Annotated in this window: 20 protein-coding genes; 3 read left to right on the forward strand and 17 right to left on the reverse strand. The window is 52.8% G+C overall.

Annotated features, from left to right (window positions below):
• Positions 1 to 5 precede the first annotated feature (5 nt).
• A complete protein-coding gene (locus EDC14_RS10775) occupies positions 6 to 848 on the reverse strand; it encodes an N-acetylneuraminate synthase family protein (protein ID WP_132014297.1) in 843 nt (280 codons plus the stop codon).
• Positions 849 to 1,147: 299 nt separating this feature from the next.
• Here EDC14_RS10775 and EDC14_RS10780 point away from each other — a divergent pair, with 299 nt between their 5' ends.
• A complete protein-coding gene (locus EDC14_RS10780; protein WP_132014298.1) occupies positions 1,148 to 2,200 on the forward strand; it encodes a polysaccharide biosynthesis protein in 1,053 nt (350 codons plus the stop codon).
• A gap of 125 nt (positions 2,201 to 2,325) precedes the next feature.
• On the opposite strand, the gene neuB is transcribed toward EDC14_RS10780, so the two are convergent.
• The 14 genes from neuB to EDC14_RS10845 form a co-directional block, all read right to left on the reverse strand.
• Positions 2,326 to 3,381 carry an N-acetylneuraminate synthase gene (neuB, locus tag EDC14_RS10785; protein WP_341540155.1) on the reverse strand — a complete coding sequence of 352 codons (1,056 nt, stop codon included), beginning with the start codon at positions 3,379 to 3,381 and terminating at the stop codon, positions 2,326 to 2,328.
• Positions 3,382 to 3,598: 217 nt separating this feature from the next.
• Positions 3,599 to 4,474, reverse strand: a complete 876-nt coding sequence (locus tag EDC14_RS10790; protein ID WP_132014300.1) for a YitT family protein — start codon at positions 4,472 to 4,474, stop codon at positions 3,599 to 3,601.
• Positions 4,474 to 5,214, reverse strand: coding sequence for a WecB/TagA/CpsF family glycosyltransferase (locus EDC14_RS10795; protein WP_132014301.1), 741 nt, complete (start codon positions 5,212 to 5,214; stop codon positions 4,474 to 4,476). Before EDC14_RS10795 ends, EDC14_RS10790 begins: the two co-directional genes overlap by 1 nt.
• 1 nt (position 5,215) lies before the next feature.
• A complete protein-coding gene (locus tag EDC14_RS10800) occupies positions 5,216 to 6,316 on the reverse strand; it encodes a polysaccharide pyruvyl transferase family protein (RefSeq protein WP_165907940.1) in 1,101 nt (366 codons plus the stop codon).
• Positions 6,289 to 7,440, reverse strand: coding sequence for an O-antigen ligase family protein (locus tag EDC14_RS10805; protein WP_165907941.1), 1,152 nt, complete (start codon positions 7,438 to 7,440; stop codon positions 6,289 to 6,291). Before EDC14_RS10805 ends, EDC14_RS10800 begins: the two co-directional genes overlap by 28 nt.
• A 251-nt stretch (positions 7,441 to 7,691) precedes the next feature.
• A complete protein-coding gene (locus tag EDC14_RS10810; protein WP_165907942.1) occupies positions 7,692 to 8,195 on the reverse strand; it encodes a DUF4330 domain-containing protein in 504 nt (167 codons plus the stop codon).
• 121 nt (positions 8,196 to 8,316) lie between these two features.
• Complete coding sequence (gene gatB / locus EDC14_RS10815) at positions 8,317 to 9,783, reverse strand: Asp-tRNA(Asn)/Glu-tRNA(Gln) amidotransferase subunit GatB (protein WP_132014305.1); 1,467 nt, start codon at positions 9,781 to 9,783, stop codon at positions 8,317 to 8,319.
• A gap of 50 nt (positions 9,784 to 9,833) precedes the next feature.
• Complete coding sequence (gatA, locus tag EDC14_RS10820) at positions 9,834 to 11,294, reverse strand: Asp-tRNA(Asn)/Glu-tRNA(Gln) amidotransferase subunit GatA (protein ID WP_132014306.1); 1,461 nt, start codon at positions 11,292 to 11,294, stop codon at positions 9,834 to 9,836.
• Between the two features lie 33 nt (positions 11,295 to 11,327).
• Positions 11,328 to 11,618 carry an Asp-tRNA(Asn)/Glu-tRNA(Gln) amidotransferase subunit GatC gene (gene gatC / locus EDC14_RS10825; RefSeq protein ID WP_132014307.1) on the reverse strand — a complete coding sequence of 97 codons (291 nt, stop codon included), beginning with the start codon at positions 11,616 to 11,618 and terminating at the stop codon, positions 11,328 to 11,330.
• Between the two features lie 286 nt (positions 11,619 to 11,904).
• Positions 11,905 to 13,944 carry an NAD-dependent DNA ligase LigA gene (ligA, locus tag EDC14_RS10830; protein WP_132014308.1) on the reverse strand — a complete coding sequence of 680 codons (2,040 nt, stop codon included), beginning with the start codon at positions 13,942 to 13,944 and terminating at the stop codon, positions 11,905 to 11,907.
• Between the two features lie 193 nt (positions 13,945 to 14,137).
• Positions 14,138 to 14,299, reverse strand: coding sequence for a hypothetical protein (locus EDC14_RS26770; protein ID WP_165907943.1), 162 nt, complete (start codon positions 14,297 to 14,299; stop codon positions 14,138 to 14,140).
• A gap of 396 nt (positions 14,300 to 14,695) precedes the next feature.
• On the reverse strand, positions 14,696 to 15,142 hold the full coding sequence (locus tag EDC14_RS10835; RefSeq protein ID WP_165907944.1) for a GNAT family N-acetyltransferase: 447 nt from the start codon (positions 15,140 to 15,142) through the stop codon (positions 14,696 to 14,698).
• 378 nt (positions 15,143 to 15,520) lie between these two features.
• Complete coding sequence (locus EDC14_RS10840; RefSeq protein ID WP_132014310.1) at positions 15,521 to 16,819, reverse strand: phenylacetate--CoA ligase family protein; 1,299 nt, start codon at positions 16,817 to 16,819, stop codon at positions 15,521 to 15,523.
• Between the two features lie 84 nt (positions 16,820 to 16,903).
• Positions 16,904 to 18,397 carry a sodium:solute symporter family protein gene (locus tag EDC14_RS10845; protein WP_243662892.1) on the reverse strand — a complete coding sequence of 498 codons (1,494 nt, stop codon included), beginning with the start codon at positions 18,395 to 18,397 and terminating at the stop codon, positions 16,904 to 16,906.
• Between the two features lie 320 nt (positions 18,398 to 18,717).
• On the opposite strand from EDC14_RS10845, the gene ubiE reads away from it, so the two are divergent.
• The gene (gene ubiE, locus EDC14_RS10850; protein WP_132014311.1) at positions 18,718 to 19,419 is read left to right on the forward strand and encodes a bifunctional demethylmenaquinone methyltransferase/2-methoxy-6-polyprenyl-1,4-benzoquinol methylase UbiE; all 702 of its coding nucleotides are present in this window, start codon (positions 18,718 to 18,720) and stop codon (positions 19,417 to 19,419) included.
• Between the two features lie 744 nt (positions 19,420 to 20,163).
• Positions 20,164 to 21,501: a S8 family peptidase gene (locus EDC14_RS10855; RefSeq protein WP_132014312.1), complete on the forward strand. Its 1,338-nt coding sequence runs from the start codon at positions 20,164 to 20,166 to the stop codon at positions 21,499 to 21,501.
• A 219-nt stretch (positions 21,502 to 21,720) separates the two neighbouring features.
• On the opposite strand, the gene EDC14_RS10860 is transcribed toward EDC14_RS10855, so the two are convergent.
• Both EDC14_RS10860 and EDC14_RS10865 read right to left on the reverse strand, forming a co-directional pair.
• The gene (locus tag EDC14_RS10860) at positions 21,721 to 22,434 is read right to left on the reverse strand and encodes an N-acetylmuramoyl-L-alanine amidase family protein (protein WP_132014313.1); all 714 of its coding nucleotides are present in this window, start codon (positions 22,432 to 22,434) and stop codon (positions 21,721 to 21,723) included.
• Positions 22,435 to 22,548: 114 nt separating this feature from the next.
• Complete coding sequence (locus tag EDC14_RS10865) at positions 22,549 to 24,123, reverse strand: thiamine pyrophosphate-binding protein (protein ID WP_132014314.1); 1,575 nt, start codon at positions 24,121 to 24,123, stop codon at positions 22,549 to 22,551.
• Positions 24,124 to 24,340: the final 217 nt, after the last annotated feature.

The raw sequence follows: 24,340 nt of genomic DNA on the forward strand, positions 1-24,340 counted from the left end.
CTCCCTTAATCATTATTTAAGTAATGAGCCCTTAATTTTTTACTGATGGAGACTTCCTTGGGTGTAATGGAAAATGAACAGCTTTCCATCGCTTTTTCGATCTTCCGCACCGCTCCCACTAACATCCTTAATCCTGCGGGTTCGAGGGAAGCCGCCTGGTCCGAACCGTACATGGCTCGATCTAACGTAATATGCCGTTCCAGGGAGGTGATTCCCAAAGCGACTGCGGCATATGATATCGCCAATCCTACTTCATGTCCGCTATACCCCACATTGCATTTGAAGATATCCTGTAACATCTTAATCCGGTTTAAATTGGCATCTTCATCATCCATGGGATAGGTGGAGACACAGTGCATGAGTTCGAAGGGACAACCGGCTTCCTTGAAAATATGTACGGCCCGTTCGATGTCGGTCAGTTCGCTCATCCCGGTAGAGATGAAAGTATGTTTACCCTCGGAAGCGACCGCCTGTAAAAGCGGTTCGTATAAAAGCATGGCCGAGGCGATCTTATTGTATTTGCAATTGAATTGGCTTAAGAATTCCTGACTTTCCAAGTCCCACGCTGATGCGAACCAATCAATCCCTTTTTCCCGGCAAAAACGGTCAATCTCCTGATAATCAGCCAATCCGAACTCCAAACCCTCTTTTTGGGCGCGCTGAGTACTCCCCCAGGGACTCTCACGCGGGGAATCAAGAAATTCCTTGGTATAAACTTTCTCAATAGTCCTTTTTTGAAATTTAACTGCATCACAACCGGCTTCTTTCGCAATTTCAATCAGCTTCTTTGCGATATTGATATCTCCGTTATGATTGATTCCGATTTCGGCTATTATAAAAACCGCCATCCCAATCTCCCCTTTAAATCTCTCCTTAACCCCGAGGATCAATGCTCCGAGTCTTTAAAATCTGCATTCCAAAACACAAAGAAACCTATCATTCGTAATACTAATATATGAATGGGCCTATCCAGAAGTTTTATTCTCCCTGGCACAACCCACCAAGACTTCGGCGTTTTCATCGACTCTTGTTCTTCCTAAACGCAACGGTTGACGACAAATTGACTTCACTGCCCTAGCAAAATACTAAAATCTTGGTACGCTCATGTTTTTTGATAATAGACTAGTAAAGATATGGAGTGGTGCTGATGATGCTAAACAATAGCCTTGAACAAATGATTCGAGGAAAAAATATCTTGATCACTGGAGGAACTGGTTCCATTGGCAGGGCGCTTGTCCATAAAATTTTGCAATACCATCCAGCGGTAGTCCGAATCTATAGTCGCGATGAAACGAAACAATTCGAACTCTATCAAAGCTTGGACAATGCCAAGAATGTCCGTTTTCTGATTGGCGATGTTCGGGATCGGCAACGACTCGGGCTAGCTCTAGAAGATGTCCATACGGTCTATCATACTGCGGCGCTCAAACACTTATCCGCCTGTGAGTATAACCCCTTTGAAGCGGTCAAAACCAATGTGCTGGGAACCCAAAATCTGATCGACCAGTGCATCGATAAAGGCGTAAAGCAAGTTATCGGCATTAGTACTGATAAAGTAGTCAATCCGATCAGCATTTTGGGAACAACAAAATTACTTGCAGAAAAGTTGCTAATTGCCGGTAATGGAATCAAAGGAAGACATCAGACCATTTTTAGCTGTGTACGGTTCGGTAATGTCGCAGGCGCCCGGGGATCCGTTATCCCTTTATTTCTCGAGCAATTGCGCCGCAAAAAGAGCTTGACCGTAACCGACCCCTTGGCATCGCGGTTTATCATGTCATCCGATGAAGCGGTGGAGCTGATTCTCAAAGCGGCTGCCTTGGGAATCGGAGGAGCGGTTTTTATCCTGCCGATGCCATCCGTTCGTGTGATTGATGTGGCTGAAGCAATGTTAGAGCGATACGAGACAGTGTACGGGGAAAAAATTACTCTAGAAATAACCGGATTACGAAGCGGGGAAAAATTACACGAAGATCTGGTTTTTGCGGAAGAGTCCACCAAAGCCTTTCTATTGAATGATTTAATCATTATTCCTTCAGAATTCAGCAATTCAATCCCAGGAACTCTCTTAAGCGCTCAAAAAACGGCGAAATTGGTTTTAAACTCTGGCGAACAGATCCCTCTTTCCAAACCAGAGATTCTTAAACTGGTACAAAAGGTCGATGTCATGAATCTTCTTAAATGGGACGATTCGAAATAGACCCCCGCTTTTCATTATTAGGGACCAACGATAGATTAGAAATAGGCATTGATATCGTAAGTTTTGGGTAAAAATCCGAGTGATGTTTGATGCTTAATCCGGACATAAGTAAATTGTACAGGACTCTATTCGCAATTCCATTCCAAATCGCTCCATAAAAGTTGCGTATTTTCGAGAATCCTGTGACTGGCCCGTGCTCCGATAAAATAATCGAGATACTTCGGGGGTACTCCGGTCCCGGGTCGTTTCAGTGCTATCATATCCCGGGTTATCACCATGTGGCGTTCGATTTGGGTGGTTGCAACAATACTCTTCCGGGTTAAGATCCTTACTTCTTTTTCAGCCTCCACGATGTTCTTGCAACCGTTACCCAGAGCCGTCTCCACTTTCCGGATGGATGTCACATATTGACGAAATTCTCCCGGATTGAGAGACGCTTGATGATCCGGACCTGGGAGATTCTTATCCAGCGTGAAGTGCTTCTCTAATAACTTTGCTCCCAAGGCGACCGCGACAACCGCCGCTTCAATGCCTTCGGCGTGATCGGAATAACCGACCGGTACTTGAAAGGCAGCTTGTAAGGATTTGATGACCGATAGATTGAGACTGTCATACGGAGCAGGGTAACTGGAGACACAGTGGAGTAGCATCAATTGTCGATTACCGGTCTGAAAAACCGCATGGACTGCCTCTTCAATTTCCCCAAGCAACGCCATACCCGTCGAAATAATCAGAGGCTTTCCATAGGCGGCTACTTTTCGTATCAAGGGTAAATTGGTAATTTCCCCCGACGGAATCTTGAATGCCTGGGCCGCAATTGCTTGAAGTTCATCGGCGCTTTGCTCGTCAAATACCGATGCTAAAAAAAAGATACCTAACTCGTTCGCCTTTTGGAGTAACAGCTTTAAATTCTTTTGGGACATTTGTAGCCGTTTCAGCATTTGATATTGGTCTTCGTCATCGCCTACCCCACGCTGATAGCGCGCTTTTCCGGTTCCTTGCAAGATCATCTCTTCCGGAATGAAGGCCTGGAATTTAACAGCATCGGCACCGGCCCGCGCCGCTTCTTCCAGTAAAGCGACAGCCAAATCGAGGTCGCCATTATGATTTACCCCTGCCTCTGCAATAATCTTTACATGAGGCCGAATCTCCTGTACAAAAATTTGTTCAAAAATTGGTATGCTCCCCCTTTAAAAAATCCTGAGGTCTTTATCTCTCTTTAGGGATAAGGCTCCCAAAGAAATATATGAGGCAGCCGGGTTCCTAATTCATGATATCGTCTCACGAAAAAAGGCTGGAATGTCAAAGAAAACTCCCTTCGATGAAAGGGAGTTTTCTAAATTTTACATTAGGCAAAAGGCCGTATCCAATCGTTTAAAATAATCTTTCAAAGGCCTATTACTCTTTAAACCCTTCTCCCAGCACTTCATGGACGTCCGAGATAATCACAAACGCTTTGGGATCGATCTGGTGGACCAACTCCTTCATTTTTACCACCTCCGCGCGGGAGATGACGCATAAAATCACTTCTTTGCGCGTGGTGGAATAAAGGCCTCGTCCGGTCAGACCAGTGGCGCCACGCTGTAGTTCACTGAGTATTTTTTGGCCGATCGCTTCCGAATGTTCGGAAATGATAAAAGCTGCTTTGGCGTAGTCAAAACCCTCCAATATAATATCCACAATCTTTCCGGTCACAAAAAGAGTTATAATGGCGTATAAAGCCAGTTCAGTGCTGCGAAAGACCACCCCCGCCAAGGCAATGATCGTACCGTCAAAGATCAATAGCGATTGTCCCACCGAAATCCCGGTGAATCTGTGAAGCAACTGCGCCGCCAGATCCGTTCCCCCGGTAGTACCGCGGAAGCGAAACGCGATTCCCATGCCGATGCCCGCTACGACTCCGCCATATAAAGCGGCCAGAAAAGGATCGCGGGTCAACGGCAGCAATTTGATGACTTTTTCCCAAAACTCCAGCGTAATAGAGATAAATGCCGCTCCAAAGAGCGTTTTCGCGCCGAAACGCGGCCCGAAAACCCATAAACAGGCCAGGAATAACGGCAAATTCAACATGAACATCGTCCAGGAAACGGACCAGCCCCACAGATAATACAGCACAATCGCCAAACCGCTGACGCCCCCGGCGGCAATTTTATTGGGAATCTGCAACCAGGCCAGGGCCAGTGAGGTCAGGCTGACTCCGACTAAGATCCCCAGGTAATCCAGGAACTCTCGCCGGATCGTCTCTCGATTGAAGGTTATGCGTGGTAATTTCATCAATTTGACTCACCTCCGTCCTTGCGTAATCGAATGAATTGATACCAAAACCAGAGCAAATCCGGTAGGTTCCGCAACCGCTCCGGCTCACGGACCATACGGTATAGCCACTCCCAACCGCAATTCCGGAAGAAGCGGGGGACTTCCTTTTTCATTCCGGATAAGACTTCTAAAGCGCCACCGACGCCGATCCCGACTGTTCCCGGCATTCGCGGCAAATGCCGGGCCAGAAAGATCTCCTGCGCCGGTGAGCCCAGACCCGCCAACAGAAGACACGGTCCAATGCGCTCCACTTCCTCCACCACCGCCGGCTGGGGTGCCATGTTGTTAAATCCATCCCGGATTCCGACGATCCGGAGCCGCGGGAAGAGGTTGGCCATGGCCTGTCTGAGCGGGGCATTCATGGCTGGCGGGCCGCCATAGAAAAATACCGGAAATCCGCTCCCGGAACACCAGCCCAACAAATCGCGGACCAAGTCGATTCCCGCCCAACGAGTAACTTCCTGATGCCCCCGGCGTCGCAACAATAGCTCGATTCCAAACCCATCGATGGTTACGAGGTCGGCGGCGCATAGAATTCGCTTCAATTCTTGATTCCGTCCGGCATTGACCAGCATCAAAGAGTTTAAAGTGATAATCTGGCGCGGCTGCCCCGGGAATTTCAACCACTCAATAATGGATTCCAGCAATACCGGCCGAGCCAACAGATCAACGGGGATGTCCTGTATAAGAATACGCATTTTACCTTGGAGCAATCACCTTTTTCAATAATACTCGATTTTCCCTTGCCCGGTTTTGCCAGAAAGATACCTTCGCTTGAGTGCAAGTTTCTTCCAGATCCGGCTGATAAAGCTGGCGCAGAATCCGCCCGCTGAGCACTTCCAAATCCAGAGCTTTTTGCATCTGCTGGAACGGCAGGTTCAACTGAAGGCAAAAGCCTTCGATTTTGGGGTCACAGGAAAGGCCGAAACCTTCAACTCCCTGTACAACCCCGGCTACCAAACCATGCAGACGTGCGCTGACCACCAGATCAAGGCCGCCGATCGCCGCCTGCAACTCTTCCCAATCTGCTGCCGGCGGTAACAGCATGACTCCGGCGGCTTCCGCCACCGTTGCTGCCAGCTGAAAGTCGCTCGGTTCGGTAATGATGAGATACACGGCCACTCGGTTTTCCTTCCGGAGCGACCGGACCAGGTCTATCCAAGCCCGAATGGGAATGACGCGTTCGCGGCGCAAAACCACGCCAACCCGGGAGCAATGGTCCGGGGTCTCCCCCCAAAACCGGCGGACAGCCGTCTTCGAAATCGGATTCATCATCAATAACGGATCGGCGGTCCAGTGAACCTCCGGGCGAGTTACCCCCAGATCCGCCAAAGCCAGCCATGACAATTTGTCGCGCAGGCTGATCAGATCCGCCTGATTCAAGGCCGACCTGGCGATACTTTGGCCGACCCGGGACCGAACCGGACCGATTCCTTGTCCGTAAAGGAAGATTTTCATCCCGCAATACTTCGCCAATTGAACCAAACCGGAATAGTACACCAGGCTTCGCAAACTGGAACGATCCTGAAACAGGTTGCCGCCGCCACCGATCAACCATTTCATGTTCCGGAAATGGGACTGTAACTGCCCGAGCGCCAATCGTCCGAAGGCCGGGACACTGTAACGGACTGCGGTTTGTTCGGGATTCCCCGAGATTACCGCGATGGGCAGTAAAGGGTCGAGCGTCCGCAATTCGCTTATCAGCTGGCGCAGATTGGTCTCGTCCCCCAAATTGCCATGGCCATAATAGCCAAAGACCACCACCCCGTCCTTTACGCCGGTGGCGTTTTTTGCGGGCATGCGAAGGTCAGACCCATCAAAAACCAAAAATATCCTCCCCAGAGCGGGTGAACATCCCAACTTTCCATGCAACCATACAGTAAAAAAACGATTAAAACCAACGCCGCAGTCCTTAAAAGCTCCGAAAACCGCCTGAAATTGCGCAGACGCTCCCAGAGCAACCATCCCAGGCCAAGCAACACCACGATCCCATGTTCCAACCATATTTGCAAGTACCATTGATGAGCATGCTCGGCCGCGCTGTTGGGGAGCATAAACCAAGGGTATACCACTCCGAAGCTTCCGGGTCCGGCTCCCCACAGCCAGGTATCCGGGATGGCCCGAACCACGCCTTCCCAAATCCGCCAACGAAAATGGAGCGAGCTGTCCATCAGCGTTAACAGACTTCCCAGTCGCGCCCGGAAGGCCGGAAAGGTAAGCAGGATTAATAAGAGAAGCCCCCAAACAGGCAGCCAGCCTCCGCGAAGCTCTTTCCGGGACATCAGAACCAGGATGATGCCTCCGATGAGCCAAGCCCCGCGCGAATACGTAAGATATAACGATACTGCGGCCATGCCGCCGACCGCCAGCCAAAACAGGCGCGACAGCCGCTGCCGTTCAGCGCGGACGAGGCCAAAACAAAAAACCAAGGTCAGTAAAAGATAAAGCGCATAAAGATTGGGATTGCCAAAGACAGAATAAACCCGAACCGGTATCAGCGCCGCCTGGTCCGGACTGAGCCAACCCGCAGCGGTCCGAACGCCGGACGCATATTGCTGGAAACCCATAATCATCCAAAGCGGGCTGCTCCCAGCCATCCAACGCATCACCTTCCCCAGCAGGCGAGGAGTGAATGCCAGGCCGGTAAACCAGGCCAAAAGCAGCCATGATTCCAGCTGAAGCAGCCGCTGCCAGCTTTGGCGAAACCCCGCCGCCGTGAGGATCGTCCCGGCGAACAATAATAGCCCGAACAGAAAAAGGCTGCTGGCGTTCACCCGCTTTTCGGGAATCGCCACTCCGCAATACAGGAGTAACAAAGGGAGCAATCCATACCAGGCGCCCAGGACCGGCAGGAAAACAAGGTAGAGGATGATCCATCCTTCGAGAAACGGCCGCCACCATGGACTGCAATGGAATGAAAACAAGCTTTTCCGGGCATCCGCAGCTATCGAACCTACGCGGCGTGAATAGCGCCGGATGGAAGACCGGTGCCATGACTGCTCAAGGAAATCCGCTGTTTTGGAATACCATCCCCTCAAATCATGATATGTCCGGCTCTTCCGAAACCAATCCATCCACAAATCTGCCAGCTGCAATACCCGATGCCGGATCATCTCCAACCCGCGGCCGAACCATGAACGCCGGACCAGCGCAACCGGCTGCCGAACCGCCAGGCTCATCGGAGGTTAACCCTCACTGATTCTACCTCCAGACGAAGCCGGGTATACAAAGTATGGCAGTTCAAGCGATTCCCCACCCGCACCGCCAATTTTCCCAGATAAATCCCGGTATGAGCCGGGCCGGTGACCACGCGGCCGCTTTGACGGCGCAACTCCAAACGGAGATCGACATTCCGCGGAGCTTTAACCAACAGCAATTGCCCGTCCTTTTGCACGAGGATCTCCGCCGGCTGGACCGTCTTGCGGATCACCTTGCCGAGATAGGCATTGGTTCCATCCTGAAAAAGGTCTTGTCCCACGGCGATGCTTTGGGCCACATAGGGCGGGAGATCCTGGGCCAGTAGGCCCATGGCGACCGGCCTTTTTCTCAGTTCCAACGGCGCGGGCCGGTATTGGGAGAGCAAGCGGATTCCCAGAGCCAATACCAGGATCAACACGAACAAGTCCACCGGATTGATCAGGCCGAATAATTTGCCGTGTTCGTCGATTAGCTTGCTCATGGTTTCCCCACCCTTCAGCTTGCTCCTCCCCAAAAAATATTTAATTGGAAACACTCTTAGTCTAACCAGAATCTGCATTCTCAACGTTCCGAGAATAAAAAAAGCCGGTTGCCCGGCAATTTCAGCGTTGCTTTTCCAGCTCTTGCTTGAGCAATTCATTGACAATCCCCGGATTGGCCCGGCCTTTGGTCTCTTTCATCATTTGGCCGACTAGGAATCCGATGGCCCGTTCCTTTCCCGCCAGATAATCGGCGACCGATTGCGGGTGGGCGGCCAGCACCTTGCGGGCCAGGGCTTCCAATTCCCCGGCATCGCTGATCTGCACCAATCCTTGCTCGGCGACGATGGCCTCGGGGTCCTTACCGCTGGCAAACATCGTTTCAAAGACCGTCTTGGCAATTTTGCCGCTGATGGTGCCGGCGTCAATCATCTTTAACAACTTCGCCAGCTGTTCCGAGTGAATCTTCAATCCTCCAAATTCGACCCGCTCCTGGTTCATCAGGCGGGCCAATTCACTCATCATCCAGTTGGAAACGGCTTTGGCCTCGCCGTACGCGGCCACGGCCGCCTCGAAAAATTGGGCCATCTCCAGCGATCCGCTGAGCAAAGCGGCGTCATATTCGGGGAGCCCCCACTCGGCCACGTACCGGCGGCGGCGGGAATCGGGCATCTCCGGCAACCGCTCACGCAGACCGTTGATTCGCTCCGGCGGGATCACCATCGGCACTAGATCCGGTTCGGGGAAGTACCGGTAATCGCTGGCTTCCTCTTTGGAACGCATGAAGACGGTGATTCCTTTCGCCTCATCCCAGGCCCGGGTCTGTTTGACCATCTTCTCCCCTTCATCCAGCAAACGCGCCTGGCGGGCGGCCTCATACTCCAGAGCGGCCTGAACCGCCCGGAAAGAATTCATGTTTTTGATCTCGGCCAAGACGCCGAATTCCTTTTGCCCCTTGGGCCGCAACGATATATTGGCGTCGCAGCGCAATGAGCCTTCTTCCATTTTGCAATCGGAAACTCCGGTATATTGGAGCAGGATCTTTAACTTTTCCAGATAATCCTTGGCCTCTTTGGGAGAACGGAGGTCGGGCGCGCCGACGATTTCGATCAGTGGAATTCCGCAACGGTTATAATCCTGCATCGCATAGTCGGAATCGAGGATCCCGGTGCCAGAATGGACTGTCTTGCCCGCTTCCTCCTCCAGATGGACCCGGATGATCCCCACTTTTTTCAAGGTGTCCGGCTCACCGTCCGCCGCAATCTCGATCCAGCCGTCCTTGCAGAGCGGCAGATCGTATTGGGAGATCTGATAGGCTTTCGGCGAGTCGGGGTAGAAATATTGTTTCCGGTCAAATTTACTGAAAGGAGCGATCTGGCAGTTCAAAGCCAAGCCCGCCAGGATCGCGTAATCCATGGCTTGTTCATTCAGCACCGGCAAGGCACCCGGTAAACCGAGACAGACCGGGCAGACCTGGGAATTCGGCTCCCCTCCGAACTTCGTGGTGCAATTACAGAAGACTTTAGTCTCCGTCTTCAACTCGGCGTGGACTTCCAGACCGATGACTATCTCATAATCCGCTAACGGCATGGCAATATCCCCTTTCATGATATCCGATGAAAACGTCGGGCGGGAGCCTCTTACAACTCGGGCCGGCGTTTATGAAAGTCAGTGGCTTGTTCGAATCCGTACGCCGCCCGGAGCAATGTCGCTTCTCCGAAGGCCGGACCCAGCAGTTGCAAGCCGATGGGCTTGCCCTGGTCAAAGCCACCCGGGAGCGACAGTCCAGGAATCCCCGCCATGTTGCAAGTGATGGTGCAGATATCCTCCAGATACATCTCCAGCGGGTCTTTGGTTTTGGATCCGATTTTGAAAGCTACTGAAGGAGCCGTCGGCGTCAGGATCAGATCGCAACTTTGAAACGCGCGGTTGAAATCCTCGCGGATCAGGGTCCGTACCTGTTGCGCCTTAAGGTAATAGGCGTCGTAATAACCGGAGCTCAAGGCATAGGTGCCGATCATGATGCGCCGTTTCACTTCCGGCCCGAATCCTTCCTTGCGGGTCTTCATGAACAGCGCCACCGAATCGGATACCTCCTCGGCGGTACGGTGCCCGTAACGGACCCCGTCATAGCGGGCCAGGTTGGAGCTGGCCTCGGCCGGGGCGATGATATAATACGTCGCCAAGGCGTATTGGGTATAGGGCAGCGATACATCGACTACTTCCGCGCCGAGATCCCGGAAAACGCGGACAGCGTCGTTAACCGCTTGCTGGACCGGAGCGCTGATGCCCTCTCCCAGATATTCCTGGGCCAGGCCGATGCGCAATCCTTTCACGTCCTGCTTCAGCGCTTGCAGATAGTCCGGAACCGGCTGGTCGATGCAGGTCGAATCGCGCTTGTCATATTGGGCGATGGCTTGTAACAGCAGCGCGCAGTCGGTTACATCCCGGGTAATCGGGCCGATCTGGTCCAGCGAAGAGGCGAAGGCGATCAAACCATAACGGGAGACCCGGCCGTAAGTAGGCTTTAAACCCACCACGCCGCAATAGGCGGCGGGCTGACGGATCGATCCGCCGGTGTCCGAACCCAAGGCCAGGGCGGCCTCGCCCGCCCGGACCGCCGCGGCCGAACCGCCGCTGGAACCGCCGGGAACCGCCTCCAGATCCCAGGGGTTGCGGGTGACAAAAAGCGCCGAGTTTTCGGTCGATGAACCCATCGCGAATTCGTCCAGGTTGGTCTTGCCGACGATGATCATCCCTGCGGCCTTCAGCCGTTCGATGACCATCGCGTCGTAAGCCGGTATGTAATTCTCCAGCATCTTGGAGGAGCAGGTTGTCCGCAGCCCGGCCGTGGAAATATTGTCTTTGACCGCGATCGGAATGCCGGCGAGCGGCGGCAGTTTTTCCCCCTTGGCCAGCCGCCGGTCGAGCTGCTCGGCCTGGGCCATCGCCTCCGCCTCGTTGAGCGTGACATACGCCCGGACCTTGGGATCCACCGCTTCAATGCGGCGGAAGAAATCCGCCGCCACTTCGGCCACTTTCAGGTCTTTATTGGATATTGCAGCGCTCAATTCATGAGCGGTCATCTCATAAGAAGCCAATTGGATAACCCCCTTTTAAAGTATGGCCGGTCCTTAATCCTCCAGGACTTTGGGCACCTTAAAGAAATTATCGATCCGGTCGGGGGCGTTTGCCAGGGCCAATTCCGGATCTAGCGACGGTTCCACCCGGTCGGAACGGAAAACATTGGTGACCGGGATGGCGTGAGCGGTCGGCTCAATTCCCTGCGTATCCAGCTGATTCAACTCTTCCACGAAATTAAGGATCTCATTGAGCTGCCCGGTGAATTCTTCCTTTTCAGCCTCGCTCAACTCCAGCCGGGCCAACCGCGCCACATGCTCCACTTCGGTTTTGGTAAGACGCATCGAACTCCCTCCATTGCTGTGAAAAATACGTTAGGATGGTTTCTATGTTATCATGATGGCAATTGCGTTTAAAATAATACCAATATTTTATCATTAAACGCGCCAAAAAAGATCAAATGGGTGCGAATCATTACATAAATTTTACCACTGCATCGCGAGCGCCAAGGCGCCGCGAAATCATCCAGAAATACCGGAATCCGGTTCATGCGAGAATGAGGCTTATCAGTAGTACGGAATACCAGCCCTGCCGGGAACGGGCCTTCCAGTCCGGCCGGAAAGAAAAAACTCAGCCGTGTTCCGGCGGGTTGGCGGAAGGTAGCTCCGCTGCGCCGGCCAACACCTGCTTGAAACCAGCTTCGTCCAGAATGGGAATCCCCAATTCCCGGGCCTTCTGGTATTTCGAGCCGGGGTCCTTCCCGACCACCAGCAGCGCGGTATTCTTGCTGACGCTTCCCGCCGCTTTGCCACCCTGCTTCCGGATGAGCTCCTCGATCTCGGAGCGGCTGAAGGTCTCCAGCGTCCCGGTGACCACCACCGTTTTGCCGGCCAGGACTTGCGCGGTTTCCTGCTCCTGGCCCGCTTCCACCGTGTTCAGCCCGAGCGCGGTCAGCTTCGCTACCAGTTCTCGGTTGTGCGTTTCCTGGAAATACTTCACCACGCTGGCGGCAATCTTGGGGCCGATCATCGGGATCGCCGTCAATTCGGCCTCGTCCGCCTGGCCCAGGTTTTCCAGGGTACCGAAATGAGCGGCCAGTTCCCGGGCGGCTCCCTCGCCCACGTGCCGGATGCCCAGGGCGAAGATCAACCGGGAAAGCTGGTTCTGCTTGGAGGCAGTGATCGCCTCGATCAGATTCTGGGCCGATTTGGCGCCGAAACGCTCCAACCCGACCAGATCCTCGACCTGCAGCCGGTAGAGATCCGCCACATCCCGGACCAGGCCGGCGGCGATCAGCTGGATCACAATGGCCTCGCCCAGCCCCTGAATATCCATGGCGTCCCTGGAGGCGAAATGGATGATTCCCTCCCGCAAGTGGGCGGGACAAGCGGAATTGATGCAGCGGACCACCGCTTCGCCCGATTCGCGGTAGAGCCCGGCGCCGCATTCCGGGCAGGATTTGGGCATTTCAAAAATCCGCTCGCTGCCGTCCCGCTTCTCCGGCAACGAGCGCACGATCTCCGGAATGACATCGCCCGCTTTCTGAATGATCACCCGGTCGCCGACACGGATATCCTTATCCCGCACATTGTCCTCATTATGTAACGTTGCCCGGCTGACGGTGGATCCGGCCACCCGCACCGGCTCCAGGAACGCCAGCGGCGTGACGGCGCCAGTCCGCCCGACATTGACCGCGATCTGCAGCACCCGGGTCTCAACCTGCTCCGCCGGGAACTTGAAGGCGATCTTGGAACGGGGCGCCTTGGCGGTCGAGCCCAGGCGAGCCTGGTCCGTCAGGGAATTAACTTTAACGACGATCCCGTCAATCTCGTAGGGCAATTCGGTGCGATGCTCCTCCCAATACCGGCAGAAGTCGATCACTTCCTCGATGTCGGCGCAGAGTTTGGCCGCGGGATTGGTGGTCAACCCGCACTCCCGAAGCAGGCCGAAGCCGTCCCACTGGCTTTTCGGGGCCTCGCTTTCCACATACAAGATATCATAAAAAAAAGCGTCCAGCGGCCGGCCGGCGGTGACTTGCGGATTCAGCTGGCGCAATGATCCGGCCGCCGCGTTGCGAGGATTGGCGAACCGTTCCTCCGGATCGCGGCCGGCGTTCAAAGCCTCGAAATCCGCTTTCCTGATATAGATCTCGCCCCGCGCACCCAGGGTGAGCGGCCGTTTCGGCAGCCGGAGCGGTATGGAGCGGATCGTCCTCACGTTGGCGGTGACATCCTCGCCCACTTCGCCGTCGCCCCGGGTGGCGGCCCGGAGCAATTGGCCGTCCTGGTACGTCAGGGCCACCGTCAGCCCGTCGATCTTCAACTCCGCGACATAGCGGAGCGTTTCCGCCTCGCCGAGCGCTTTTTTGACCCGCTCGTCGAACGCCCGCAGCTCCTCAGGACTGTAGGCATTGGCCAGGCTCAACAGGGGAACCCGGTGTCGGACCGATTCGAAGCCGGCCAGCGGCTGCCCGCCCACCCGTTGCGAGGGCGAGTCGGGCGTCAGATACTCCGGGTACTCCGTCTCCAGCTGAATCAGCCGGCGCATCAGCTCATCATACTCGAGGTCGCTGATCTCCGGGGCATCCTGGTTATAATAAAGCTCATTATGGTGTTCGATGGTTTTTCGTAACGCTTGGATCTGGTCGGCAACCGGAGCTGCGTCAGACATGAGAACCTCCTGGCGGGATTTGAATCCGGATTCCCGGCACTTCGGCGAACGGCCGTCCGCTCGGGCGCGCAAGGCCAAATTGGCTTGGGATGAAGAAAACCGTTTGAATGTAGTTATACATTTTTATTGAAAATCCTTCCCGCGGCACCTGAATTTATACCTGCCCATCCCGATTCTACGCTTTCGATCCCTCTCAACGGTTCAAGACATTCCGGAGCCGCCCCGGCGGCCGGGGCGGGGACAGCCGGCGGAGGATTATCCCTAAAAGGATCTGCGGCAGTCGTTGCCGCAGGCACTGCTCACGCCCAACGATCTGCGGCGGCCATTGCCGCAATTGCTTCTTCCCCCAAATCATCTATGGCACTCATCGCCGCAAATCATTTTTCTCCAAAATGATCCGCGGCAGTCGTCGCCGTAGATGCTTGCGCCACAAAATGATCTGCGGCAACTATCGCCGTCGTTGTTTCTTCTCCAAAATGAACTGCGGCGGTTATCGCCACAAGAACTTCCGCCGCGAAACGATGGCGGGTGGTCCTCCCCCATGGTGCGGATGTTGCAGAATGAGTGTGGCCGGCGTAGCCCGGCGGTTCCCGGTTTCTCAAAGCGCCGGCCGGTCCGGGAATACGGCGGGGCAAGGCCGGCTGTCCTGTCCATGGAAGCGGCGGACCGACCGTTTCGCTCCAAAAAAATAAACTAGCCTTTCAGCTAGTTGCAAAATCGGTATGACCCGTTAAGTGATCGTGTTTCCTTATCAGGTCGCCACCATTTGAGTTTTGCCGCGGAGTCCGCAACGTTCGTAAAATTTTTTGGCCCCGCTCTGCCAAAGATCGGTCGCTATCTCCAAGCCATGACAACGTTTCTCTTGAACCTTGCCTCTTACAAATTCGACCAAGGCCCGGCCGACGCCCCGGCCCCGGAACTCCTCGGTGACCACCAATTCCTGAATCGACGCCACCAAACCATGATGATGCAATACTTCCAGATAATACAAAGTGACAAAACCAATGACATTGTTATGAACCGTGGCGACAAACGCCTCGCGATCTTCACTCAGGAAGAAACTGTTGAAAATCCGCGCGAAATCACCTTCCGCATAACAAGGACCGGCTCCCGTCAGTTGACGGTACAACCGGTAAACCGGGCGATAATCATTCTCACTCAGCGGCCGAATCTGTAACCCATTCAAAATTAATCTCATCCTCACTCTCACCTCTTTTCTTTTCAAAATTTTCACCATTTGAGCGGGCAAATCTATCAAATTGACGTTTTTGGCACCATTTTCGTTCCGTCCAATAACTATCCGCTTCCGAAAACCGCCGAATCGTTCTCCCTGGGGAAATCGATCCGTCAATCTATGGTTCTATACTATATATATCGTACAAATGCTTATTTTTTTCCACTGAAATTTAAAAATTTTGCAATTATTTTACACTTGTCTTTAGCTTCGCCGGAACGGGGCAGCTTTATACCCGGCTGCGGCACGGCATAAAAAACTCCACCCGGTGAAGGCGGAGTTTTCTGTAACCAATCCATTTTTTCACGAAATTGTTTTCTTGACGGAAAAAACATCCCCAACTTACAAGCAGCGCCTGTCAATCACCCGTTTGGCCTTTCCCACGCTCCGTTCGATGCTCTTGGGCTCCACCAGTTTGACTTTGACATTGATATTGATCAGCGAGAAGATCCGGTGTTTGATCTTTTCGGTGAGGTCTTCCAGGTCGCGCAGATTTCCGGTGAAAATGCGTTCCGGGACCTCCACCTGGACTTCCAGATGGTCGAGATGGTCGATCCGGTCCACGATTAGCTGATAATGGGGTTCCACTTCCTCGATCCCCACCAGGACGCTTTCGATCTGCGACGGGAAGACGTTCACTCCGCGAATGATCAGCATATCGTCGCTGCGTCCCAGCGTCTTTCGCATCCTCACCGTCGTTCTGCCGCAACGGCATTTCTCATAATCCAGGGCCGTGATATCCCGGGTCCGGTAGCGGATGATCGGCAGCGCTTCCTTGGTAAGGGCGGTCAGAACCAGCTCGCCCTCTTCACCTGGGCTCTTCGGCTCCCCGGTGACGGGATCGATAATCTCCGGAATAAAATGGTCCTCTTGAATATGCATTCCGCAGCAATACTCGCATTCGCCGGAGACTCCCGGCCCGATCACTTCGCTCAAGCCGTAGTTGTCGGTGGCTCGGATTCCCCAGAACCGCTCGATCTCCTTGCGCATGCCCTCGGACCACGGCTCCGAACCGAAAAGGCCGACCCGCAGCCGGAGCGAGCCGGGGCCAAAACCCATCTCCTTGGCGACTTCGGCCATATGAAGCGCATAGGAGGGGGTCGCCACCAATACCGTGGTCCCGAATTCCTTCATGATCCGGATCTGGCGTTCGGTGTTGCCGCTGGAAACCGGGATGACGGTCGCGCCCACCCGCTCCATCCCGTAATGCAAGCCAAAACCGCCGGTGAACAAGCCGTATCCGAATGAAATCTGGACGATGTCGTCGCTGGTCACTCCGGCGGCGGTGACAAAACGGCCGACAATGTTAGACCAGGTCTCCAGATCCCTTTTGGTATACCCCACCACGGTTGGAATTCCGGTCGTGCCCGACGAGGAGTGGATTCGGACGATCTCCCGCATCGGAACGGCAAACATGCCGTAGGGGTAATTATCGCGCAAGTCATTTTTGATCGTGAACGGCAGGCGGCGGATATCTTCCAGGCGCCGGATGGAATCCGGCTTGATCCCGGCCTCATCGAATTTGGCTCTGTAAAAGGGGACGTGCTGATAGACCCGCGCCACCACCCGCTGCAGTCTTTCGGTCTGCAAGCGGCGGAGATCCTCCCGTCCCATCGTCTCAAACTGCGGTTCCCAAATCATGGTTGCCCTTCTTTCCCAAGATATTACCCCGGCGGCTCATAACAGCCCCGAAGTAGTGTGTATCTGTAAAAACGGGAGCCGCCGCTACTCTTCCGAGGCGGCAACCTCCGCAAACACCCGCTCCAGATGGGATGCTTCAAATTTCTGCGATAGCAGGCTCACCGCCGGCACCACCGCCAGCGGAATCAGCATCGCCACCGAGCTGACCAGCGGCGCCAGGCTTTCGTCCTTAAAGATGACGCTCCCCAGGATGGAGATGACGACTCCGGAGATTAAGCCGGTCCAGGCTCCGGATTTGGTGGTTCCTTTCCAATAAATGCCGTAAAGATAGGGCGCCAGAAACGCGCCGGCGATCGTTCCCCAGGACAGGCTCATCAATTTGATGATGAAATCGAATTTGTAGACCGCAATGATGATGGAACAGATAATGAAGAGTCCGCAAAACAGGCGGAGATACTGGACGGCCTTCTCCTTGTCGAGGTTGGGCCGGAAAACGCCCTGGATGAGGTCGATGGTAATCGCCGAACTGGAAACCAGGATCAGCGAGGACAGCGTAGACATGGAAGCCGACAACACCAGCAGCAGAATGACGATGAGCAGGAATTCCGGCAAAGTATTATTCAGCAGTATCGGGATAATAGCATTAAAAGCGATCTTTCCGCCTTCCATCGGCACGGTTTGAGGGGTGAAGAAGAGCTGGGCGGTGGAACCGACCAGATAGGCGGCGCCGGCGATGATCAGCGCAAATAGGGACGCCACAGTAGTAGCGGTCCGGATCACTTGCTCATTCTTGATGGCGTAAAATTTCTGGATCATCTGCGGCATGCCCCACGTCCCGACGCTCGTCAAAATGACCAGCCCCAGCAGGCTCAGCCAATTCTCCGGCACGGCCCGGGTCAAGGACGGATTGACCGCCGCCAGGTGCGGCAGCCAGCCGCCAAGTCCGCCGACTTGCGGCTGGCTGAAGACGAACCAAACCATTAGCGTCGCGCCGAACAACATGATGATCCCCTGAATGAAATCGGTCAGCGCGACTGCGAAATAACCTCCCAGAACCAAATAAACGCCGGTTAAAACGATCATGACCACCAAGGAAGTCTGGTAGGGAATTTTCAGAACGTTTTCAAATAAAAAGCCTAAGCCGGTGAAGACCGAGCCGCAGTAGGGAATCAAAAACAAAAAAATCAGCGCGGCGGCGACGATCTTCAAGCCTCGGGACTGATAACGGGCTTCCAAAAATTCGGGCATGGTCATGACGCCCAGTTTGACGGTGATAGCCCGGGTCCGGCGGGCTAAGACCTTCCAAGCCAGCCAGCTGCCGACGAAAGCATTCCCCATAGCGATCCATAACGGCGAGATGCCGAAACCCCAACCTAATTTTCCCGCATACCCGATGAACATGACTGCCGAAAAATAGGTCGTACCATAAGCAAACGCCGAAATCCAAGGTCCCACCGTTCTTCCGCCCAGGAAGAAATCAGCAGTCGTTTGGGTCCGGCGCATCGAATACAATCCTACACCTACCATCAGCACCACAAAAGCAACAATCGCCAACCAACGGAATGACAATAATTCCACGGTTCATCCATCCTCCCATGATACAATTTCCTTTGCTTTATCAATTGAAATAAATGCGGTCCTTTTACCCTTTTCCCTCCACGTTGCAAGGAAAATTGGGACCACAATTTATTTCAATTATCCTACCCGTTCTGCCAGACTACTCCCGAATCCAATCCTACGGAAATTTTATTTCGACATGAAATCCCGTTTTTCCTCCCATCTTTTCACTGTACTTTACCCCACCCAAAAACGCGCCTCAGCCGGCATTTTCAAAACGGCTGATACTCCTCGTCGAAAGGGGGCATACTAATGTAAATATTAGGAGGAAGTGCTGGTGCATGATTTCAAAAGAACAGCAAGTCATGGGGATCTTCAATAGCATCGCTCCCCGCTATGATCTGGTCAATACCATCGTCAGCTTCGGATGGCACCATTTTTGGCGCAGGTTCGCCGTGGCCCAGGCTCACCTGCGGAGTGGCGATTCCGTCTTGGATCTGTGTTGCGGAACCGGAGCGCTCACCGCCGCCGCAGCCAAGAAAGTGGCGCCTTTCGGTCAAGTGGTCGGACTGGATTTCTCCGAAAAGATGCTTGAGGTTGCGCGGCGCAGAGTGCACAGTTTCCGGTTCCGCGACAATATCCGGTTTATTCGGGGAAACGCTTTGGATTTGCCTTTTCCGGATAATCGCTTCGATTGCGTCACGGTCGCTTACGGGTTGCGCAACGTTACCGATCCTGCCCGGGTCCTGAAGGAAGCCAGACGGGTTCTCAAACCAACCGGTACCGTGGTCTCGCTGGATCTTGGTAAACCCTCGGCACCGGTTTTCAAAAACATCTATTATTTTTACTTGAACCATTGGATTCCCCTGACCGGAGGCGTTTTCACCAAAAGCCCCACTTCCTACCGTTATTTACACGACTCCATCCTGGAATTCCCCCATCAAAAGGAAATTTCCACTCTCTACCGGCGGCTTGGCTTTAAAAATATTCAATGCTCCGAATTGACCTGGGGAATCGCAATGGTGCATACGGCTCAAAAATAATCGGCCGGAGCAAAAAGTTGCAGCGCAATAAAAAAAAGCAGGGTTGGAAAGCCCTGCTTTATCCTAAGTACCGTTCACATCGCCTATCTTCTTGCTGGTCCGGTTGGTCCCGGTCCGGCTGTCTCTCGTTTTAAAGCGTTGCGCAGGTTGGATAAATCTCTCATTACCGCCGGCCTGTTCCGGGTTTTAACGTCCGCCTGAAGCTTCACATAAATCGTATTAAAACTCGCTATCTCTCGGATTGATTTTGCCCGTGATCGTGTGGGCCGAAAACGGGTCATGTCCGTGCCAAGCGCATTCGTTTCTCGATTGGCTGCCGCCCATCTCCCGTTTCGTACTTCCCTCTCAACCCTATCAATCCTATCGCGAAGCTGCTTTTCGGTGATGCCCGTAATCCTGGGGGTCTGGTTCGGAGCAGGTGATTGCTGCGGAGCTCTCATCCGCGGTCGAACCGGAGCCGGCCTAGTCTTATTGGTGTTGAACCAATCACACCCGGTGAACGTGAGACTAAAACCTACTAACAGTACTGCTAATAAGCGTTTAGGAAAGCGCACCTTATTTCACCTCCTCTATGCTATTTAGCATACCTAAGCAGCTTATTTTTAGTCCCGCTTCAACCGCCAATTTATTGGAAAGATTGGCATCCTATGCCGAGAAACCTTTTTTATGACTTTGAACACAGAAAATGTGATAGCCGGCGTGAATATGATAAGGTAGCACACCTACGAGAGGAAGCGTGTAACCATGGAAACCTTTTATTGGCAACGGAAACTTTCACCGCTTCTAAAAACAATGGATGAGAACCAAAAACCGGCAGCTCATTCGTTAATTGTTGAAATCGCAGGCAGAAGAGTGGATCAAATCGGAAATATCGTCTCCGCTTATCACGGGCGGATACAGGGAGAATTATCGTTATTTCCGGCCCTCATTGTCGAACTCCCCGGGAGCGGTATTGAGGAATTGGCCCGTTATTATTGGGTTCATAAAATATGGCGTAACTTGCAAGCCTATGCCCTGCTGGACGTCGCTGTTCCAACCGTAGGGGCCAGTAAGGTTCAACAAATGGGCTATACCGGCAATGGGGTCGTTGTAGCGGTCATCGACACTGGAATCGCTCCCCATCCGGACTTGGTGGCCGATGAAAATCGGATCCTTGCCTGGAATGATTTGGTGGGAGAGAAAAGCGAGCCGTATGATGACAATGGGCACGGCACTCATGTGGCGGGAATTATCGCGGGGAATGGCCATTCTTCCAAAGGCCGGTATGTCGGGATGGCGCCTGAGGCTCGTCTGGTGGGTGTCAAGGTGTTGGATGGCGAAGGTTCGGGGGCGCTTTCCAATGTCGTGGCAGGGATTGAATGGTGTCTGAAGAACAAGAGGCAACTCAATGTGAAAGTAATTAACCTTTCCTTGGGGACTACCGCTCAAGAATCCTATCGAACCGATCCGCTGTGCCGGGCGGTTGCCGCCGCATGGCGGTCCGGGGTGGTCGTTTGTGCCGCGGCGGGCAACACGGGCCCAGACCCCCGCAGTATTAACTCACCGGGAATCAGTCCAGCGGTAATTACCGTCGGTAATATCGATGACCGGAATACTCTTGATCCCAAAGATGATCGATTAAACCAAACTTCCAGCGGCGGACCGACCATCGATGATCTACCCAAGCCGGACCTGGTTGCTCCCGGTACAGAAATTACGTCCCTTTCCAATCGCGGCGGATATCGGGCCTTAACCGGCACATCCATGGCTGCTCCAATGGTTGCAGGCGCGGTTGCTCAGATTCTGCAAAAATACCCCCAATGGAGTCCCGAAAGGATTAAGCAAGTTTTGCGAAAAAATGCCCGCAACAAAGGTCTGGGACCTAATTTGCAGGGAGCGGGCGAATTGAATGTCGCCAATCTGTTTGAGGAACAAAGAAGCACCGTATCTGTGACGAGCCGCAATTCTTTTCAAAAAGCCATCACTTACCAAATCCTGAAAATGCTGATTTCGAAAATGAGCCCGGGCTTCACTGAGATCCCTAGATGGCTGGATAGAAAAACCGAAGGCTTTGTCATCAATGTTTTAGACTCTCTGTTCTAGAAGCGTTGTGATAAACCCTGTCCGAAGGCCAGGGTGAACACAAAAGCTCAGAGAAGCAAGTGATAAAGTCGATTTTTAATCCTTTATAAAGAGTGATTTCCGAATTTGAGGACTTTATCACATGGCTTCTAGATATCAAGATTCGGCGGAATTAAATTCAAATAAAAAATAAGACTGTTTGCCCAATCGCGGCGACAGTCTTATTTATTGCGCGCAGAATTATGTCCCGTCTAAAAAGGATTGGCTGTATTTCAAGATGCCTCGGGAAATGGCGAATGCTAATCGGGATCGGTGCAATTCATTCTGCAGCAACAGCGCCTCTTGACTGTTGGATAAAAACCCTACTTCCACAATGACTCCGGTAATGCCTTCCTGGCGAATCATCAAGTACTTTCCGGGAGCTTCCTTGCGCTGCCGAATTTGAACCCGGTTCAGTTCTTGCTGAATCAGGGATGCTAGATTCTTGCTTTCCGGCTGGAGTGCATTATAAAAAACCTTCGCGCCCATTTCCCGAACGTCGCGCGACCAGTCACAATGAATGCTCACTAAAAAGAGGCAATTTTCTTCCCGGGCCCGACGGATTCGTTCCAGGAGATCACGGCGATGCCGCCCCGGCTGTCCGGTGAAGGGCGCAAGCGCAATATCGCCTTTTCTACTCATCAACACTTGCATCCCGCAAGATTGGAGCTGGTGATCTACCAGTTTCCCCACTGCCAAATTGATATCTTTTTCGAGATTGCCCCACTGATCCCGGGTCCCGCCATCCACTCCGCCGTGCCCCGGGTCAAGTAATATCACTAACTCTCCGACCCTGGATAAAGTTTCTTCGTAAAAAATGTTAACCAGTCCATACCCTACGATGCCAATGACGAACAACAGGCATGCCACGATCCCAATCCGGAGCTGACGGCGCGAAATGTAAATGAACTCCATCTAGAACTGCCCTCTTTCCGCTTCCAATCATCAGAAGCCTGGCAGTTCATCCTATGCGCCCCATGCTTTATTCATGAAAACAGCCGTCAATCCTCCTGTAGGTTTCCTGAAACTTTATTTGGGATCGATCAAAATCTCAACCACGCTAGGGCCACTGTTACCCAGGGCAAAATCCAACGCACTCTCTATCTCTGCTTCGTTCCGGCAATGGAATGCCGTGGCGCCCAATGAACGGCCGAATTCCGCTGCATCCAAGGGTGTTTCAAACAAGCCGCCACCCTCATTTTGTATCCTATTGATCTTTCCGTGACGAAGCACTATGTAGATAACGGAGAGTTGATTACAAACAGCGGTGGAAATCTCGGTTCCATGCATCATGAGACAACTGTTTCCGGTAAAGCAAACAACTTTGCGGGCAGGTTGCGCCAATTGATAGCCGATTGCCATTCCGATGGCATGTCCTTTGGCTCCGAAATCGTCATCATAAAGAAAGGTGCCTGATTGGTAAATGTCAAAATAATTTATCGCATCCAATGAATGATGCCCTTCATCACTAAGGACTACCGCATCACCGGGCAGTTTTTTTCTGAGCACCCGCATGGTTTGAGCCCCCGAAATATACTCTGTAAAACTTGCAGTCTCCGTAGCCGCGGCTGCAAGGGATACATTGACAGAAAACGCCTTCCCGGAGCATGTTGGCAGCCTTTCCAACAGTCTTTGCAGATTCTGCTGCAAATTCCCGTTTACGACAATGGCAGGAACAGGCGAATTTCCTCCATATGCCATGTCGCAATCGAATTGAATTATCTGTTCCGGATATAATGGGGGTGAAAAATCGGTTAACGCCGTATCGGACAGTTTCGTCCCGATCATTAGCATAAGATCGGTTCCACTACGCAGGTAATCATAAGCATTTGTACCAGCGCCCAATCCAAAAACGCCTAAGGAAAGCGGATGATCAGTTGGAAAGCTTCCCTTGCCTCCCGGGGTTGTCATAACCGGAATCTGCCGTTTCTCTGCAAGCTCTCTCACCACTCCATATGCGCTGGCAGTATGAACCCCTTTTCCTAACATCAATACGGGAGATTGGGCACTTTCGAGCAGCGGCAAAATGCGATCGAGCTCAGTCGATATGGCCACGGAACAGGATGGAAATTCCAACTCAAACTCTTGAACCTGTTCCGTCAGGACATCGGCCGGAATTCCGAGATGGACAGGTCCCTTAACAATACCGAATGCTGTCTCCAAAGCATGTTGGAAGTAGAGTTGAAACAAAGCGCCTCGTTCCACTCGAGCGCTCATCAGAGTCACCGGCTCAAACAACTTTACGAGATCGGTCCCGAATAAACTGGAATCCTGTCCCAAAGCCCGTCCGGTATTCTTCATTGAAGGGTGGCCGGTGATAAACAAGACCGGCAAATGATCGGCTTTGGCCTGCGCTGCCGCAGTCAACATATTAGTGCCGCCCGGTCCAGAGGTCCCCAACGCAACTCCTAGATTTTCACTCCCCAGCGAAAATCCCGCCGCCGCAAACCCCGCTCCAGCCTCATGCCGGCATAAGACGTAGCGAACCTCATGCCGCTCCGTCTCCAACACCAACGGTGAAATCGCTTTACCGGGAATTCCAAAAACGTGAGATATTCCGAAGGCTTTCAAATTTTGAACCAAAACGGTGGCAACTGATTTCATCGATTGAATTCCCCTTTTAATTTTCTTGAAAAATCCACTAAAAAAACGGCGAAAACCAATCATTGGGATAGAGTTGTCAAACCGCCATCACCCTTTGTTATCCATTTTATCTTTATTTTACCATAAAATTTGTTGTTTTTTTCCTTATAATTACAAAAATTTTTTTATCAGCAATCCTATCAATCAAATAGCTGGCGAAACGTGTTCCATAATAAAA

It is taken from the genome of Hydrogenispora ethanolica, from assembly GCF_004340685.1.
Taxonomy (GTDB): Bacteria; Bacillota; UBA4882; order UBA8346; family UBA8346; genus Hydrogenispora; species Hydrogenispora ethanolica.